Origin of the sequence: Mesorhizobium sp. B2-3-6 (assembly GCF_006442305.1) — a bacterium.
Taxonomy (GTDB): domain Bacteria; phylum Pseudomonadota; class Alphaproteobacteria; order Rhizobiales; family Rhizobiaceae; genus Mesorhizobium.
Genome location: NZ_VFVW01000008.1, coordinates 218,364 through 234,942, shown reverse-complemented (window position 1 = coordinate 234,942; position 16,579 = coordinate 218,364). Strand labels below are relative to the sequence as shown.

Annotated in this window: 16 protein-coding genes; 7 read left to right on the top strand and 9 right to left on the bottom strand. The window is 62.6% G+C overall.

What is annotated here, in order from left to right:
• Positions 1–114 precede the first annotated feature (114 nt).
• Positions 115–1,428 (top strand): 30S ribosomal protein S12 methylthiotransferase RimO, encoded by a 1,314-nt coding sequence (gene rimO / locus FJ953_RS23195; protein WP_140498598.1) that lies wholly within the window; start codon positions 115–117, stop codon positions 1,426–1,428.
• Between the two features lie 99 nt (positions 1,429–1,527).
• On the top strand, positions 1,528–2,634 hold the full coding sequence (locus tag FJ953_RS23190) for an acyltransferase (RefSeq protein WP_140625141.1): 1,107 nt from the start codon (positions 1,528–1,530) through the stop codon (positions 2,632–2,634).
• Between the two features lie 45 nt (positions 2,635–2,679).
• On the opposite strand, the gene FJ953_RS23185 is transcribed toward FJ953_RS23190, so the two are convergent.
• From FJ953_RS23185 to FJ953_RS23150, 8 genes are all read right to left on the bottom strand, one after another.
• Positions 2,680–3,747 carry a BMP family ABC transporter substrate-binding protein gene (locus tag FJ953_RS23185; protein WP_140498600.1) on the bottom strand — a complete coding sequence of 356 codons (1,068 nt, stop codon included), beginning with the start codon at positions 3,745–3,747 and terminating at the stop codon, positions 2,680–2,682.
• A gap of 51 nt (positions 3,748–3,798) precedes the next feature.
• Positions 3,799–4,719 carry an ABC transporter permease gene (locus FJ953_RS23180; RefSeq protein ID WP_140498601.1) on the bottom strand — a complete coding sequence of 307 codons (921 nt, stop codon included), beginning with the start codon at positions 4,717–4,719 and terminating at the stop codon, positions 3,799–3,801.
• Positions 4,719–5,849: an ABC transporter permease gene (locus tag FJ953_RS23175; RefSeq protein WP_140498602.1), complete on the bottom strand. Its 1,131-nt coding sequence runs from the start codon at positions 5,847–5,849 to the stop codon at positions 4,719–4,721. The genes FJ953_RS23180 and FJ953_RS23175 overlap by 1 nt, the downstream gene beginning before the upstream one ends.
• Positions 5,846–7,423 carry an ABC transporter ATP-binding protein gene (locus FJ953_RS23170; RefSeq protein WP_181165345.1) on the bottom strand — a complete coding sequence of 526 codons (1,578 nt, stop codon included), beginning with the start codon at positions 7,421–7,423 and terminating at the stop codon, positions 5,846–5,848. The genes FJ953_RS23175 and FJ953_RS23170 overlap by 4 nt, the downstream gene beginning before the upstream one ends.
• A 215-nt stretch (positions 7,424–7,638) precedes the next feature.
• Positions 7,639–8,616, bottom strand: coding sequence for a quinone oxidoreductase (locus tag FJ953_RS23165; protein WP_140625140.1), 978 nt, complete (start codon positions 8,614–8,616; stop codon positions 7,639–7,641).
• Positions 8,617–8,643: 27 nt separating this feature from the next.
• Positions 8,644–9,462: a phosphatidylcholine synthase gene (gene pcsA, locus FJ953_RS23160; RefSeq protein ID WP_140498605.1), complete on the bottom strand. Its 819-nt coding sequence runs from the start codon at positions 9,460–9,462 to the stop codon at positions 8,644–8,646.
• Complete coding sequence (locus FJ953_RS23155) at positions 9,459–10,073, bottom strand: DUF1326 domain-containing protein (protein WP_140515399.1); 615 nt, start codon at positions 10,071–10,073, stop codon at positions 9,459–9,461. Before FJ953_RS23155 ends, pcsA begins: the two co-directional genes overlap by 4 nt.
• Positions 10,074–10,087: 14 nt before the next feature.
• Positions 10,088–10,984: a DUF2182 domain-containing protein gene (locus tag FJ953_RS23150; RefSeq protein ID WP_181168623.1), complete on the bottom strand. Its 897-nt coding sequence runs from the start codon at positions 10,982–10,984 to the stop codon at positions 10,088–10,090.
• Between the two features lie 112 nt (positions 10,985–11,096).
• On the opposite strand from FJ953_RS23150, the gene FJ953_RS23145 reads away from it, so the two are divergent.
• On the top strand, positions 11,097–12,311 hold the full coding sequence (locus FJ953_RS23145; RefSeq protein ID WP_140498607.1) for a UbiH/UbiF family hydroxylase: 1,215 nt from the start codon (positions 11,097–11,099) through the stop codon (positions 12,309–12,311).
• A gap of 159 nt (positions 12,312–12,470) precedes the next feature.
• Positions 12,471–12,794, top strand: coding sequence for a heat shock protein HspQ (gene hspQ, locus FJ953_RS23140; RefSeq protein ID WP_181165343.1), 324 nt, complete (start codon positions 12,471–12,473; stop codon positions 12,792–12,794).
• Between the two features lie 92 nt (positions 12,795–12,886).
• Here the strand turns inward: hspQ and FJ953_RS23135 are convergent, their stop codons facing one another.
• Positions 12,887–13,516 (bottom strand): invasion associated locus B family protein, encoded by a 630-nt coding sequence (locus tag FJ953_RS23135; RefSeq protein ID WP_140498608.1) that lies wholly within the window; start codon positions 13,514–13,516, stop codon positions 12,887–12,889.
• Positions 13,517–13,741: 225 nt separating this feature from the next.
• On the opposite strand from FJ953_RS23135, the gene FJ953_RS23130 reads away from it, so the two are divergent.
• From FJ953_RS23130 to FJ953_RS23120, 3 genes are all read left to right on the top strand, one after another.
• A complete protein-coding gene (locus tag FJ953_RS23130; protein ID WP_140625139.1) occupies positions 13,742–15,562 on the top strand; it encodes an extracellular solute-binding protein in 1,821 nt (606 codons plus the stop codon).
• 61 nt (positions 15,563–15,623) lie between these two features.
• Entirely contained in the window at positions 15,624–16,304 is a 681-nt protein-coding gene (locus tag FJ953_RS23125) for a DsbA family protein (protein ID WP_140498610.1), read from the top strand.
• The gene (locus FJ953_RS23120) at positions 16,279–16,548 is read left to right on the top strand and encodes a hypothetical protein (protein WP_140498611.1); all 270 of its coding nucleotides are present in this window, start codon (positions 16,279–16,281) and stop codon (positions 16,546–16,548) included. The genes FJ953_RS23125 and FJ953_RS23120 overlap by 26 nt, the downstream gene beginning before the upstream one ends.
• Positions 16,549–16,579 lie beyond the last annotated feature (31 nt).

The window sequence follows — 16,579 nt, the reverse complement described above, 5'->3', positions numbered from 1 at the left end:
GCCGTGCTATTGCGCCGCCCGAATTGAGCTCCTGCCAGAGCCGTGCAAACCGTTATATGTCGAGACTTCGAGCCGGATCAGCGTTTCCGGTTCATGTCCATTGGAACCTTGCCCATGTCCGCCCCGCGTGTCAGCTTCGTCAGTCTCGGATGCCCCAAAGCCCTAGTGGATTCCGAACGCATCATCACGCGCCTGCGCGCCGAGGGCTATGAGATCGCGCGCAAGCATGACGGTGCCGATCTCGTCGTGGTCAACACTTGCGGCTTCCTCGATTCCGCCCGCGATGAATCGCTCAATGCCATCGGCTCCGCGCTTTCGGAGAACGGTAGGGTCATCGTCACCGGCTGCCTGGGCGCCGAGCCCGACGTCATTCGCGAGAAGCATCCCAACGTTCTCGCCATCACCGGTCCGCAGGCCTATGAGAGCGTCATGGCGGCCGTGCACGAGGCGGCGCCGCCGAGCCATGATCCCTATATCGATCTCCTGCCGCCTCAAGGCGTCAAGCTCACGCCGCGCCACTATGCCTATCTCAAGATTTCGGAAGGCTGCAACAATCGCTGCACCTTCTGCATCATCCCGGCGCTGCGCGGCGACCTTGTCTCGCGGCCGGCGGCCGATGTGCTGCGCGAGGCCGAGAAACTGGCCAAGGCCGGCGTCAAGGAACTCCTCGTCATCTCGCAGGACACAAGCGCCTACGGCATCGACATCAAATACCAGGCCAGCATGTTCGGTGATCGTGAAGTGCGGGCGAAATTCCTCGATCTGTCCGAGGAACTGGGTAAGCTCGGCATCTGGGTGCGCATGCACTATGTCTACCCCTACCCGCACGTGGCCGACGTCATCCCGCTGATGGCCGAGGGAAAGATCCTTCCCTACCTCGACATCCCCTTCCAGCATGCTTCGCCGCAGGTGTTGAAGAACATGCGCCGGCCGGCACATGGCGAAAAGACGCTTGAGCGCATTCGCGGCTGGCGCGATGTGTGTCCCGACCTCGCCATCCGCTCGACCTTCATCGTCGGCTTTCCCGGCGAGACCGACGAGGATTTCGAGATGCTGCTCGACTGGCTGGACGAAGCGAAGATCGATCGCGCCGGCTGCTTCAAATATGAACCTGTACGGGGCGCGCGCTCCAACGAACTCGGCCTTGAGCAGGTGCCGCAGGAAATCAAGGAGGCGCGCTGGCACCGCTTCATGCAGCGCCAGCAGAAGATCTCGGCGACGCAATTGGCCAAGAAGGTCGGCAAGCGCCTGCCGGTGCTGATCGACGAAGCACATGGCACGTCGGCCAAGGGCCGCACCAAATACGATGCGCCGGAGATCGATGGTTCCGTCCACATCCAGTCGCGACGCCCGCTGCGCGCCGGCGACATCGTCACCGTCAAGGTCGATCGCGCCGACGCCTATGATCTCTACGGTTCGGCCGTCTGAGGGCTGCGATTTACCACATTTCGCGATAGTTCCGGCCATTTACCCTGTGCGGCCGCCGTCTGCTTTATGGTTTCCGGACCGTAAATGCAGGAACTTAGGATGGACCCCAGACCTGTCCGCCAGGACTATATCGCGACACTGGACCTGTTGAGGCTGGCCGCGGCGCTGGCCGTCGTGCTGTTTCACTATTTCTTCCGCGGCGCGGCAGCAGACGGCTTTCTCACGGCGGGCTATCCTCATGCCGCGCCACTCGCTCTGTACGGCTATCTCGGCGTCAATCTTTTCTTTCTGATCAGCGGTTTCGTCATCGCATGGTCGGCGGAAGGCGGCGGCTGGGAAGAGTTCGCCGTCGCGCGTTTCGCGCGTCTATATCCGGGCTTTCTGCTCTGCATGACGATAAGCTTCGCGGTTATCGCCTTTTCCGGCACGCCGCTGCTCCCAGCCTCCTTCAGCCAGTATCTCGCCAATCTCACAATGTTCGCGCCGGCCGTCGGCCAACCTTTCATGGACGGCGTCTACTGGTCGGTCGTGCTTGAAGTGGTTTTCTACGGATGGGTGACGCTGGCCCTCGTTGCCGGCATTTTCCAGAAATGGAAATTGAGGCTGATCCTCGGCTGGCTGGCGATCTCGGCCATCAACGAACTCTTCCTCGGCAGCGGCGCGGCGCGGCTTCTGTTTCTCACCGAGTTCGGGCCGTTCTTCGCCGCCGGCATGCTGGTCCATCATCTCCACGCGCATGGTCGCTCAGTGCCGGCCTTGCTGCTGCTGGCGGCCGCCTTCGTGCTCTCCAGCTATACGCTGTCGGTGACGCAACAGTGGATGATCGGGCATTATGGCATTGCGGTCTCGTCCGCCCATCTCGTGGCCGCCAACCTAGCGATGCACGCGGCGCTGATCGGCGCTGTCCTGCTGCGCCACCGGATCAGGCCGTCGCCGCTCACGCTGGCTCTCGGCGGGCTGACTTACCCGCTTTACCTCCTTCACCAGAATGCCGGCTATCTCTTCATCAACGCCTTGACGCCGCTGGCCGGAAAATGGATTGCAGCGTGGACCGGCGTGGCGCTCATGGTTTTGGTGTCGTGGACGATCTGGCGCTATTTCGAGCGGCCGGTGCAGCGTTGGCTCAGGATCCGGCTCAGCCTCGTGGTGGACGCCGGCCTGGTGCGGTTTCGCCATGTCCCGGCGGTAGCGCAAGCCGCCGAATGAAAAGGGCGCCTCGCGGCGCCCTTCCCTGACGAACGTACGTAGAGCTTATTGCGGCAGCTTGTCGTCGACACCCTTGACGTAGAAATTCATGCCGAGCAGCGTGCCGTCATCGGCGACCTCGCCGTCCTTCAGCCATGGCGAGCCGTCCTGCTTGGCGATCGGTCCGGTGAAGGGGTTCCAGCCGCCGGCGATCTTCTTCTCGGTCGCCTCGGCCATCGCCTTCACGTCGTCGGGCATATTGGTGTAGGGCGCGAGCTTCACCGCGCCGTCCTTGATGCCGAGCCAGACATTGTCGGGCTTCCAGGTGCCGTCGATGGCTGCCTGAACCCGGCTGATGTAATAGGGTCCCCATTCGTCGGTCAGCGAAGTCAACTGCGCGTTCGGCGCGAACTTGATCATGTCGGAGGACTGGCCGAATCCGTGCAGCTTGCGCTCCTCGGCCACTTGCAGGGCCGCGGTCGAATCCGTGTGCTGGACGATGATGTCGGCTCCCTGGTCGAACAGGGCCTTGGCCGCATCGGCTTCCTTGCCCGGATCGAACCAGGAATTCACCCAGACGATCTTGGCCTTGAAATTCGGATTGATCGACTGCGCGCCGAGCATGAAGGAGTTGATGCCCATCACCACTTCCGGGATCGGGAAGGAGACGATGTAGCCGGCGACGCCGGACTTCGATTCCTTGGCCGCGATCTGACCGAGCACATAGCGGCCCTCATAGAAGCGCGCGTTGTAGATGCCGAGATTGTCCGCCGTCTTGTAGCCGGTGGCGTGCTCGAACATCACCTTGGGGAACTTCTTGGCGACCTTCACTTCTGCATCCATGAAGCCGAAGGACGTGCCGAAGATGATCTTGCAGCCCTCGCGCGCCAAGCGCTCGAAAGCGCGGTCGGCATCGGGGCCTTCGGAGACGTTTTCCAGATAGGCGGTCTCGACCTTGTCGCCGAGCGCCTTTTCGACTTCGAGGCGGCCTTGGTCGTGCTGGTAGGAATAGCCGAAGTCGCCGATCGGGCCGGTATAGACCCAGCATGCCTTCAGCTTGTCGGCGGCCTCCGCGGACGCGACCAGCGAAAATGCCGCTGTCGTCGTCATCAGGGCAATAAGCAGTTTTTTCATCGTGTTACCTCTCTGAGTTAAGCCTTGGAGCTTCCCGTCTTGTTATTGTTGTCAACGATCCGGAACGAATGGCTGCCCCAAGGAAGCCGGTGTGTTCATCATCGTCAGACGCTTGTTGCGCGAGATTAGAACGAGAACCACGACGGTCGCCAGATAGGGCAACGAAGAAAGCAGTTGCGAAGGCACTGGAATGCCAAAAGCCTGTGCATGAAGCTGGCCGATCCACACCGCGCCGAAGATATAGGCGCCCGCCAGCACCCGCCACGGCCGCCAGGACGCGAACACCACCAACGCAAGCGCGATCCAGCCGCGGCCCGCGCTCATGTTCTCGACCCATTGCGGGGTGTAGACCAGCGAGAGATGGCCGCCGGCAAGACCGGCGCAGGCGCCGCCGAAGATCACCGAGAGATAGCGGTAGCGGATGACCCTGATGCCGAGCGCATGCGCCGAGGCGTGGCTGTCGCCGATCGAGCGCAGCGTCAGCCCGGTGCGCGTCCGGAACAGGAACCACATCACCGCCGCCGTCAGCGCGATCGAGATGTAGAACAACGGATCCTGGCCGAACAGCAGTCTGCCCACCACCGGGATGGAGCTGAGCCCGGGAATATCGAGATTGGGCAACCTGACGCCGGGCTGGCCGACGAAACTGGTTCCCATCATGCCGGAGAGGCCGAGGCCGAGCAGTGTCAGCGACAGGCCGGTCGCCACCTGGTTGGTGGCCAGCGACAGCGTCATGACGGCAAACAGCAGCGAGAACAGCGCGCCCATGGCGATGGCCGCCAAGAGCCCGATCCAGGGCGAGCCGGTCAGATAGCCTGCGCCGAAACCGCCGACGGCGCCCATGATCATCATGCCTTCGACGCCAAGGTTGAGCACGCCGGAGCGTTCGACCACCAGTTCCCCGATCGCCGCAATGAGCAGCGGCGTCGCCGCCGTGGCGATGGTCAGGAGGATGTTGACGGTGATGTCCATCAGCGGGCTTCCTTCAACTTTGGCGCGGCCTCGAGCTTCGCGGCACTCTCCGATTTGGTCAGCGCCAGACCGATCAACCGGATGCGGTAATGGATGAGCGTGTCGCAGCCGAGCACGAAGAACAGCAGCATGCCCTGGAACACGCGCGCCACCTTGTCGGAGATGCCGAGCGCGCTTTGCACCGCCTCGCCGCCGAGATAGGTCAGGGCCAGCACCAGGCCCGCCGCGACGATGCCGAGGGGATTGAGCCGGCCAAGGAACGCCACGATGATGGCGGTGAAGCCGTAGCCGGGCGAAATGACGGGCTGAAGTTGCCCGATGGCGCCGGAAACTTCCGATATCCCGGCAAGCCCGGCCAAGGCGCCCGACAACAGGAAGGCGAAGAAGACCATGCGGTTGAGGCCGAAGCCGGCGAAGCGCCCTGCCCTCGGGCTGGAGCCGAGCACGCGAACCTCGAAACCCTTGAGCATGCGGCTCATCATCAGCCACACCAGCACCGCCGCGACCAGCGCGAACACGAAGCCCCAATTGGCGCGGCCGGCATCCGGCATCAGTTCCGGCAGGATGGCGGAATCGCCGAATTGGATGGTCTGCGGGAAGCCATGGCCCTGCGGGTCGCGCCAGGGTCCGCGCACCAGCCAGTCGAGGAAGAGCTGTGCGACGTAAACCAGCATCAGGCTGGTCAGGATCTCGTTGGTGCTGAAGCGGGTTTTCAGAAATGCGGGGATAGCCGCGTAGGCGGCACCGCCGACCATGCCCAGCAGAAGCATCAGCGGCAGCACCAATGGGCCCTCGAACCCAGGAAACAGCACCGGAACGGCCGAGCCGAAGATGGCGCCGAAGATGAACTGGCCTTCGGCGCCGATGTTCCAGATGTTGGCCTTGTAGCAGACCGACAGGCCGACCGCGATCAGGATCAGCGGCGCCGCCTTGATCGCCAGCTCGTGCAACTGCCAGACCTGGCTGACCGGCTCGATGAAATAGATGTTGAACGCGCTGAACGGATTGACCCCGAGCAGCGCGAACATGATGCCGCCCGCGATGATCGTCAGCGCGAAGGCGATGAATGGCGACAGCATGGAAAACAGCGCCGAGCGCTGCGGCCGTTTGACGAGTTCGAGGCGCATCATGCCGTCTCCAGCGTGTGTTCGGCGTGGCCTGGTTCGGCGCCGCCCATCAGCAGGCCGATTTTTTCGAAGGTCGCCTCGGCGATCGCCAGCGGCCTGGACAGTTCGCCATTGTGCATCACCGCGATCGCATCCGATATCTCGAACAGCTCGTCGAGATCCTGGCTGATGACCAACACCGCCGATCCGCTGCGGGACAGTTCGATGAGTGCCTGGCGGATATGGGCGGCTGCGCCTGCATCGACACCCCAGGTCGGCTGGTTGACCACCATGACGTCAGGCCTGCGGTCGAGTTCGCGGCCGACGATGAATTTCTGCAGATTGCCGCCGGACAGCGCTGCCGCCTCCGGATCGGGCGCGCTCTTGCGCACGTCCATCGCCTCGATGATGCGCTGGGCGGCGGCATAGACGGTGCCGCTCTTGACCATTCCGCCCGTCCCGACGAAGGTCTTGCCATCGGTGGCATGGCGCGACAGGAGCAGGTTTTCCGAAAGCCGCATGCGCGGGGCGGCACCATGGCCGAGGCGCTCCTCCGGCACGAAGGCTGCACCCAGCAGCCGGCGCCCGGTGATGCTGAGGCTGCCCGCATCCTTGCCGCGAATGCGCACCGAGGCGGCATCCGGCTGCAGGACTTCACCGGAAACGGATTCGAAGAACTCGCCCTGGCCGTTGCCCGCGACACCGGCGATGCCGATCACCTCGCCGGCGCGGACGGTGAGATTGATATTCTTGAGCGGGATCGAAAACGGCGTCGCCGGCTTGCGGCTGAGGCCGCGGATTTCAAGCAGGGACTGTGCCGTTTCGATGCCCGCGACCGGCGCGCGCACCACGGCCTGCACTTCGTTGCCGACCATCATGCGGGCCAAGGACGCGGCGGTCTCCTCGCGCGGATTGCAGTGGCCGACCACCTTGCCGTGCCGCAGCACGGTGGCGCGGTCGCAGATGCGTTTGACCTCCTCCAGCCGGTGCGAGATGTACAGGATCGATTTGCCTTCCGAGCGCAGACGTTCGAGCGTCTCGAACAGCTTGTCGGCCTCCTGCGGCGTCAGCACCGAAGTCGGCTCGTCGAGGATGATGAGCTGCGGCGTCTGCAGCAGGCAGCGGATGATCTCGATGCGCTGGCGCTCGCCCACCGACAGGTCGCCGACCAGCGATTCCGGATCGAGCGGCAGGCCATAGCTGTAGGAAAGCGCCCTCGCCTTGGCCGCGATGCTGCTGATCGGCGAACCGTCATCCAGGGAAAGCGCGATGTTCTCGGCCGCCGTCAGTGCCTCGAACAGCGAGAAGTGCTGGAATACCATGCCGATGCCGAGCTTTTTCGCGACGCCCGGGCTGGTAATTCGGACGGCCTGGCCATTCCAGAAGATCTCGCCGGAATTGGGTTCCAGCGAGCCGAACAGCATCTTGACCAGCGTCGACTTGCCGGCGCCGTTCTCGCCGAGCAGCGCGTGGATCTCACCCTTGGCGATGTCGAGGTCGACATGATCGCACGCCGTCAGCGTGCCGAAAATCTTGGTAAGGCCGCGAACCTCAAGCAGATTCGCTCCGTTATGATTTGCACTCACAGTGCCTCCCATCCGGGTTCCCGGATATGTTCTGTGTTCCCGCAAGCATCGTATGCGCGGCCAGCTCCCATGCGAAAGCAGCACTCGACTTGAAAGAGCTTCAAGAATTTCAGCGGAAACTCAAGGGCAAAGATCAGTCTTCTTCGCGCAACCACGCGGCGGGCCGGCTTTTCGTGCAAACCTTGCCCGCACCTGTGTGAGAGAGCTGAAAACCAGGGCAGTATCCGTCAGGGAACCAGTATGGTCGTGCCTGTCGTGCGGCGCCCTTCAAGATCCGCGTGCGCCTTGCCCGCATCCTTGAGTGCATAACGCTGGTTGATCTTGATCTCGACGGCGCCGCTGAGCACGACCTCGAACAAGGCCGCGGCCGAGGCGTCCAGATCCTCGCGTTTTGCATTGTAGACGAACAACGTCGGCCTTGTGGCGAACAAGGATCCTTTCTGCGCCAGCAGCGACATCGAGAATGGCGGGATCGGTCCCGACGACTGGCCGAAGCTGACGAACATGCCGAGCGGCTTCAGGCAGTCGAGCGAGGCCGGGAATGTGTCATTGCCGACGGAATCGTAGACGACATCGCATTTTTTGCCGCCGGTGATGGCCGCGACGCCGGCAACGAAATCCTGCTCCTTGTAGTTGATGACATGGTCGAAGCCGTGTGCCTTTGCGAGTTCGATCTTGTCGCTCGAACTTGCCGTGCCGATGACGGTCGCGCCCAGATGCTTCGCCCATTGGCCGAGAATGAGCCCGACGCCGCCGGCTGCCGCATGGAACAGGATGGTGTCGCCTGCCTTGACCTTGAAAGTCCGGCGCAAGAGATATTCGGCGGTCATGCCTTTCAGCATCATTGCTGCCGCCTGCTCGTCGCTGATGCCGTCCGGCACCTTGACGACCTTGCTGGCATCGATGACGCGCTCCTGCGCATAGGCGCCTGTGGTGACGGCATAGGCGATCCGGTCGCCGGGCTTCAGCCAGTCGACGCCCTCGCCCACAGCCAGCACCAAACCGGCCGCCTCGCTGCCGGGAATGAGCGGAAACCCGCCGGGCGGCGGATAGAGACCGGAGCGATGATAGACGTCGATGAAATTGAGGCCAATTGCCGTGTGTCTGACCAGGATCTGCCCTGATCCCGGTTGGCCGGGATCGGTGTCCTCATAGGTCAGGACTTCCGGACCGCCATGGGCGAGGATGCGGACTGCTTTGGGCATGGTGGGCTTCCTTGAGAAATGGGCCGATCAGGCTTTTTTGGCACCGAGATTTGGAAAGAACTGCATGATGCCGCCGATACAGGCGAGATAGAGCCCGGTAACGGTAATGCCAATCTTTATGAAGGTGCTGACCTGCGCGCCCAGCACGCCGATCTGGTCATAGAAGGCGGCGAGTGCCGCTTGCGCAAGCGCAAGCGCGCCGAAAGCGCACCACAAAAGAGTCATTGCGAGATTGATGCGCCGCAGCCGCACCACCCTAACCGGATGGATGAAGTTGATCGGAACGAATGTCAGGATGCCCGCCACCACGACCACCGCGAACGAGACCCATTGTCCCGGCTCGATGACGAAGAGCGTGAACACCACCATGTTCCAGACAACGGGGAATCCCTTGAAGAAATTCTCCTTCGTCTTCATGCCGGTGTCTGCATAGTAGATCGCGCTGGACACCACGATGATGGCCGCCGACAGGAACGACAGGCCCTCGCCCATGAAGCCGCGCTGATAGAGCGCGAAGGCCGGGATCAGCACATAGGTGACATAGTCGATGATGTTGTCGAGGAGCTCTCCCGACCATGTTGGCAGGATTTCCTTGACCTCGAGCTTGCGCGCGATCGGCCCGTCTATGCCGTCGACGAACAGCGCCAGCCCCAGCCACCAGAACATGGCCGTCCAGCGCTCCTCGCTCGCCGCCACCAGCGACAGGAAGGCCAGGAACGAACCGGAGGCGGTCAGGAGATGCACCGAAAAGGCGCGCGCCTGCGGCCAGGTGACTTTCTTCTTCGGCCGCGGAATCCGGTCGGCGATTTTCTTGGCGGCTTTCCTGGCCGTTGTGTTCTTGCTCACGGGCCCTGCCAGTCCAGCTTGCAGATTTCGGCTGAACGGCCGCCGAAATTCCAGTTGCGACCAAAGGCTCGCATCTTGCTCTTGTCGGACTTGGCCACGATGATCTCCGGCGCGATCCAATATTCGGAATTGCTGATCACCGTGTCCTTGTCGCGGTCCTTGCCGGCAATTGGCGTGACCGCCCCATCGATGATCTTCGGTATCTGGAAGATACGCGTCTTGTCGCGTGTCTCATAGGTAATCGGCACTTGTTCGACACCGAGGAATTTGCCGACGAGGATCGAAAGCAGCGACGTCGTCCCGCCCGCCTTGCCGGTGAAGATCTTCGTCAACGCCTTGACGGCGTAGATCGAGGCTCTGACGTCGATGAACAGGCCGGCGGTCCAGTTGCCGCGGCTCATATAGCCGGGAATTTCCATGATCAGCCCGAGATTAAGGCCTGACAGGTCGACCTCTCCGAAATGACCGGCATCGATACGGAAACCCGCCCAGGTCTGGCAATAGCCTTCGGTCGGAGGATGGCTGCCCAGCGACAGCACGCAAGGGCAAAAAACCGTGCAATTGCAGGAGAGTACGAGCTCCCCCTTCATTGCCCAGCTCGGATCCGTCATCGAGTTTCCCCCACTCATAGCGAGACTACTAGCAGCGCGGCTGCCCAGACAAGCAGTATCGCACCGGCCAGCCGGGTTGGAAGCCTGCTCGCGGCTTGTTTTTCGATCAGGGTGAACAGGCCGATCAGCGCCATCCAGAAGACGTTCATCACGCCCACGGCGAACATCACCAGCATCAGTGCCCAGCAACAGCCAAGGCACCAGATGCCTTGCGCGACGCCGAGCCGGAAAATGGCTGCAGGCCGCGCGCTCCAGTTGGAAAACAGAATCGCGAAGGGGTTCCTGCATTTCTTCAGGCAGGCCTCCTTCAGGCCACTGAACTGGTAGAGGCCGGCGACCAGCAAGGCGACAGCGCCGGCAATGCCCAGAACCGGATCGAACATCTGGCCTGACGAGGCGAACGCATCGATGGCGAGCGTCAGCGCCGCAAACCCAGCCGACGCGGCCAGCCATGTCGAGAGATAGCCGGCGACCAGCACCAGCGGATGGACGACCGGCTCATGCCTGATCCTGGCCGTATCGGCGATCTCGCAATAGGTTCGGATCATCGGCGCCGCCGAGGCCAGCATCGTCGCGGTCGCCATCAGGAACCACATTGCCGTCAGCGCACCGGCGCGCGGGCCGATATCTCCGTCCAGGGGCGCGGCCGAGAGGCAGAGGGCGAAGAACCGGGCCAGCGAATCGGGCAACGGCAGCTGCGGCAGGGTTTTCAACAAGGCGTCGCCGGGCGCGCCGATACCCGCGGCGCGTCCCTCCGCGGCGCGGACCGCCATTGCGGCCAGGGACAGCCAGGCAAGCAGGATGCCGGCGCCGACAACGAGGTTCACCGTCAAACGCGGGTTGCGTGCGATATCGGCCGTCGCACGGCCTGCGCTGTCGAGATGGCTGAAGTCGTCCTGGCGGCCGGTCATGACCTTCGAATGGGCCGAATCGCCCCGTTGATCAAGCCGTATGACCTGACCTATATGCTCATCGAGTGGCGGGGCGCGTGCGCTGCCCCGCATCGCAAGCCGGAAGTCGATCTTGGAGCATCAGAAAACAGCACGGATACTCATCGCCGGCACGGGGCCGGCAGGGCTGATCGCCGCGCTCGGTTTCGCCGATGCCGGCTTTCCGGTGACGCTCGTCGGGCCGGAGGCATCCGCCCGCGATGGCCGCACGACGGCACTGATGAACCCTGCCTTGAAGGTGCTTGAGCGGCTGGGCGTCCTCGCCGACATCAAGCCGCAGGCCGCGCCCCTCAAGGTGATGCGCATCGTCGACGCGACCAACCGGTTGATCCGCAGTCCGGTCGTCACCTTCCGCGCCAGCGAGATCGACGAGGATCAGTTCGGGCTCAACCTGCCCAATAGCGTCCTCATTCCCGCGCTCGCCGGCAGGGTTGCCGCGCATTCCGGGATCGCGTGGCTGACATCCATGGTCGATGCCTGGCATCTCGGCGCCGATAAGGCTCGCGCGGCCCTTGCCGACGGCAGCGTGATCGAAGCATCCCTGGCGGTTGCCGCCGACGGACGCCTGTCGCCGGCGCGCCAGGCGGCGGGCATCTCGACCGCCGCCCGGACTTATCCCCAGGCAGCGCTGGTGCTCAACTTCTCCCACGGCCGCGATCATGCCTTCACCTCGACCGAGTTCCATACCGAAACCGGTCCGTTCACGCAGGTTCCGCTGCCCGGCAACCGCTCGAGCCTGGTCTGGGTGGTCAAGCCGGAAACCGCCACGGAACTTGCCGCGCTGGACGATGCGACGTTGTCGCTGCGGGTCGAACAGCGGATGCAGTCCATGCTGGGCCGGGTGACGGTCGAGCCAGGCCGGCAGGTCTATCCGCTTGCAACGGCGACGCCGCTGCGTTTTGCGCGCGACCGGGTGGCGCTTGTCGGCGAAGCCGCCCACGTATTTCCGCCGATCGGCGCGCAAGGGCTCAATCTTGGCATCAGGGATATCGACGATCTTATTGGAATCGCGAATGAAAATTATGAAGACCCAGGGGCCGCGAAAGCCCTCGCCATCTATGACTTCAAGCGCCGGCCCGATATTCTGGCGCGCAGCAGCGCGGTCAATCTACTGAACATGTCGCTGCTTTCCGACCTGCTGCCGGCGCAGATGGCGCGCGGTGCCGGGCTCGGCGTGCTTGGTGGTTTTGCACCGCTTCGCGCTTTCTTCATGCGCGAAGGGCTCCGTCCCGGCAGCGGGTTTGCGGCGCTTGGCGGTGGCTTGGGAAAGCAAGCGCGCCAGCAGTGAGCTTGCGAACACATTTGCTGCCGGCAGGCATCGATGGCCGGCAACTCGCCCACAATCTTTGCTCCGTATCACACGCAGCTTGAGGACGCTCAAAGCTTCGGGATTGAATTGATTCGGAGTCTGCGCCAAATAAAGCTAAGGAATTCAGTGGTGAGTACGATGAGAACAGCCAAATTCGCGATCGGACAGGTGGTTCGCCATCGGCTGTTTCCGTTCCGGGGCATCATTTTCGATGTCGATCCGCAATTCGCCAATACGGAGGAATGGTACGAGGCGATCCCCGTCGACGTGCGCCCGCGCAAGGACCAGCCGTTCTACCATCTGCTCGCCGAGAATTCGGAAACCGAGTACATCGCCTATGTGTCCGAGCAGAATCTGCTCGAGGACCAATCGGGAGAACCGGTCCGCCACCCGCAGATCAAGGAAATGTTCGACAAAAAGCCGGACGGACGCTACGAACCGAAACGGCAGTCCAGGCATTGATCACCTCAGGCACTGATCAGTGAGTCAGGTGCAGAAGCAAAAAAGCGGGGCATGACCCCGCTTTTTTGTGGCTTTGAGAATGCCCGAACCGATCAGTTCGCGGTCTTCGCCTTGTCCTGCTCTTCCTTGAGCTTCTTGGCGAAGTCCTGGTTGTTCTTGGCGACGAAATCCTGGAGCTTCTTCTGCCGGTCCTCGATGTCCGACTGCTGCAGCGGCGGGCCGTCATAGGCGCCGCTGAAGCCCTGCAGCGCGACCTTGATCGGATTGGGCTGGTTCTGGAAATTGATCGAGGTCAAGGTGAGCGCCTGGCCCTTCTTGAAGGAGGCGACGAGCTGGTCGGTCAGCGGCACTTCCGCCACGCAGCGGTCGGGGAAGCAGACCACATATTCAAGCTTCTGCGTTTTGCCGGTATCGATCTGGAGGCCAATGCCGGCACCAACCAGACGACCGGTCGGAACCGTCACCTGGAAGACCTTGCGGTTCACCTTGCCTTTCAGCTCGATCAGGCTCACGCCGGTGACCAACTGGCCGTTGCCGGCGGTGGTGATGTTCTGCACGTTGCAGATGTCGACGTCTTCCTGCTTTGTGCAAGCCTTGAACCAGCCCTGCGGGATCTGTTGTTGCTGCTGTGCGGAAGCAACGGGAATTGCCGCGCCCAGAAAGCCGATCACGCCAGCGGCCATGACCGACAGGCGGTACGCATTGCTGTTCAGGCTCGTCATGTCGTGCACTTCCTCTCAAATGATCCCGGGGACCCGCTTCTTCGCGCCGTGTGGTCCAGCTACCTGTTGCCGAAATGAGGCAACAGAATGACTTCGGACGGCGTGTTACACTGCAAGCGGTGCCGAATCCAGCCCGCAATCTGCGATTCTTGGCAACGAACATTGGCGGTGCCCCATGCTAGTGTGCGCACCGAATCATCAAGCCGACCCGGTAAGGAGACGGTCATGGGCCGCGTTCTCGTTTGGCTGATCACCGCGACATCATTTTTCGCCCTTTCGCCCCTGCCGGCGGCGTCGGAACCCAGATATGCAATTGCCATGCAGGGTGAGCCGGCCCTGCCGCCCGACTATGCGCATTTCGACTACGTCAATCCCGACGCGCCGAAGGGCGGCAGCATTACCTATTGCGTCGTCGGCAGTTTCGACAATCTCAACCCCTTCATCCTGAAGAGCCTGCGCACCACGGCGCGCGGCATGATGGACACGATCTTCGGCAATCTGGTCTTCGAGCCGCTGATGCAGCGCAATGCCGACGAGGCCTTCACGCTCTATGGCTTGCTTGCCGAGTCGGCCGACATGGATTCCGAGCGCAAGAGCATCGAATTCCATCTCAACCCGAATGCCAAATGGTCGGACGGCCAGCCGGTGACGCCGGAGGACGTGCTGTTCACCTACGATGCCTATACGCAGAAAGGCCGTCCGCCCTACAGCGACCGCATGGCCAGGATTGCCAAGCTTGAGAAGACCGGCGACCACAGCGTGCGGTTCACCTTCAACGACAAGGCCGATCGCGAATTTCCGCTGATCATCGCGCTGACGCCGATCATCCCCAAGCACGCCTTCGACATCGAGACTTTCGACAGGACGACGCTGAAGCCGTTGATCGGCAGCGGCCCCTACAGGATCGCACAGGTGACGCCCGGCCAGCGCATCGTTTTCAAGCGCAACCGGGACTATTGGGGCAAGGATATTCCGGCCAAGCGCGGCTTCGACAATTACGACCAGATCACCATCGAATATTTCCTCAACGCCAATGCCAAGCTCGAGGCGTTCAAGAAAGGCCTTTGCGCCATCGACGACGACAGCGATCCGGTGAAGCGCGAACGCGATCTGGATTTTCCCGCTTTCCATAGGGGAGAGGTGGTTGCCGAAACTTTCGACACCGGTATTCCACCCGTCGTGACCGGTTTCCTGTTCAACACGAGGCTGCCGAAATTCTCGAACCCCGTGGTGCGTCAGGCGCTCGGCATGCTCTACGACTTCGAATGGGCCAACAAGAACCTGTTTGGCGGCAAATACGCGCGAACGATGAGCTACTGGCAGAATTCCGAGCTTTCGGCGCTCGGCCATCCGGCCGACGACAGGGAAAAAGCGTTGCTGGCGCCCTACCCCGGCCGCGTGCCGGCCGACGTCATGGACGGAACCTGGCGGCCGCCGGTGACCGATGGCTCGGGCCAGGACCGAAAGGTGCTGAAAGCGGCTTTCGATCTCCTGAAAAGCATCGGCTACCACCTGCAGGGCGGCACGATGCTCGACCCCGAGGGCAAGCCCTTCGGCTTCGAGATCCTGACCGCCTCGCAGGACGAGGAGCGTCTCGCCGGCATCTACCAGCGCACGCTGGAAAAGATCGGCATCGATGTCTCCATCCGCAGCCTCGACGGCGACCAGATACAGTCGCGCAAGCAGCGTTTCGATTTCGAGGTGCTGATCGGCTCGAGCGGCTTCAACAATTCGCTCTCGCCCGGCATCGAGCAGATCGGGCGTTGGTCATCCTCCGCCGCCAAGGCTGAAGGTTCGTTCAACCTCGCCGGCGTCGCCGATCCCGCGGTGGACGCTGCGATCGAGGCCATGTTGCGCGCCCGCACCAAGGAGGATTACGTCGCCGCCGTGCGCGTTCTCGACCGGTTGCTGATCTCCGGCAACTACATGGTGCCGATGCAGCACAACACGCAGCAATGGATCGCTTACTGGAATTATCTGGACCATCCGCAAAAGACGCCCATATTCGGTTACCAGTTGCCGACCTGGTGGCGAAAGCCGAACTGAGCATAGGCCCAGGAGTGGAAGCCCGGTAAGTGCACGGCGCCCGAACGTTCAGGAGATCGAGATGAGCCAAGCGAATACGATCACCATAGACGTGGTGTCCGACGTCGTGTGCCCATGGTGCTTCATCGGCCAGAAGCGGCTGGATAAGGCGGTCGCCGCCGCCGGCGAGGTGGATGTGCATATACGCTGGCGGCCGTTCCAGCTCGATCCGACCATTCCGCCGGAAGGCAAGGATCGCCGCGAGTATATGCTGGCCAAGTTCGGCAGCGACGAACACATTCGCCAGATCCACGCCCGTATCGAGCCGCTCGGTGAAGCTGAAGGCATTTCCTTCGCTTTCGGCGCCATCAAGGTCGCGCCCAACACGCTTGATGCCCATCGCGTCATTCGCTGGGCCGGTGCGGCCGGCGAAGACGTGCAGAACCGGCTGGTGCGCCGCCTGTTCCAGCTGAACTTCGAAGAAGGCGCCAACATCGGCGATCACGCCGTGCTGGTCGAGGCGGCGCGCGAGACCGGAATGGACGCATCCGTTGTCGAGACGCTCTTGCCGACCGATGCCGATGTCGAGGCGGTTCGCACCGAGATCGCCACCGCGTCGCGCATGGGCATATCAGGCGTGCCATGCTTCCTGCTGGAGGGCAAATATGCGGTGATGGGCGCGCAGGACGTCGACACGCTCGCCGACGCCATCCGCCAGGTAGCCGCCGCCAAGGCGCGTGGCGAACTGGAAAAAGTCGACTGAACCCGATCTTCAACGCAGGATTTTCAAGCAGCCCTCCCCGGGCGTGAGGCAACGCCTGGCCCCGGTGGGTTCCGCGATCATTGGCTTTGCCGGCGTCGCGGCCTGCCTTGATGCCGCCGGTCCGGTCGATCGCTGGCTTGCCCAGCGTCTCAGGTCATTTCCGGACTTCCGGCGGGGACATGCCGGCGAGGAATCAGGCGTCCAGGGCGACGTGTTTTCCGGAATTTTGATTAGCCTGCAATGAAAAGCCGGCTTGCCGGGCAGCCCAAGCGGGT

What these genes read in the sequence shown, in the direction of transcription:
- FJ953_RS23190 (WP_140625141.1), top strand. Translation starts at nt 1,528, where the DNA reads ATGGACCCCAGACCTGTCCGCCAGGACTATATCGCGACACTGGACCTG.
- FJ953_RS23170 (WP_181165345.1), bottom strand. Translation starts at nt 7,423, where the DNA reads ATGGGAGGCACTGTGAGTGCAAATCATAACGGAGCGAATCTGCTTGAG.
- hspQ (WP_181165343.1), top strand. Translation starts at nt 12,471, where the DNA reads ATGAGAACAGCCAAATTCGCGATCGGACAGGTGGTTCGCCATCGGCTG.
- FJ953_RS23175 (WP_140498602.1), bottom strand. Translation starts at nt 5,849, where the DNA reads ATGATGCGCCTCGAACTCGTCAAACGGCCGCAGCGCTCGGCGCTGTTT.
- FJ953_RS23185 (WP_140498600.1), bottom strand. Translation starts at nt 3,747, where the DNA reads ATGAAAAAACTGCTTATTGCCCTGATGACGACGACAGCGGCATTTTCG.
- FJ953_RS23155 (WP_140515399.1), bottom strand. Translation starts at nt 10,073, where the DNA reads ATGACGGATCCGAGCTGGGCAATGAAGGGGGAGCTCGTACTCTCCTGC.
- FJ953_RS23165 (WP_140625140.1), bottom strand. Translation starts at nt 8,616, where the DNA reads ATGCCCAAAGCAGTCCGCATCCTCGCCCATGGCGGTCCGGAAGTCCTG.
- FJ953_RS23130 (WP_140625139.1), top strand. Translation starts at nt 13,742, where the DNA reads ATGGGCCGCGTTCTCGTTTGGCTGATCACCGCGACATCATTTTTCGCC.
- FJ953_RS23125 (WP_140498610.1), top strand. Translation starts at nt 15,624, where the DNA reads ATGAGCCAAGCGAATACGATCACCATAGACGTGGTGTCCGACGTCGTG.
- FJ953_RS23180 (WP_140498601.1), bottom strand. Translation starts at nt 4,719, where the DNA reads ATGGACATCACCGTCAACATCCTCCTGACCATCGCCACGGCGGCGACG.
- FJ953_RS23150 (WP_181168623.1), bottom strand. Translation starts at nt 10,984, where the DNA reads ATGACCGGCCGCCAGGACGACTTCAGCCATCTCGACAGCGCAGGCCGT.
- rimO (WP_140498598.1), top strand. Translation starts at nt 115, where the DNA reads ATGTCCGCCCCGCGTGTCAGCTTCGTCAGTCTCGGATGCCCCAAAGCC.
- FJ953_RS23135 (WP_140498608.1), bottom strand. Translation starts at nt 13,516, where the DNA reads ATGACGAGCCTGAACAGCAATGCGTACCGCCTGTCGGTCATGGCCGCT.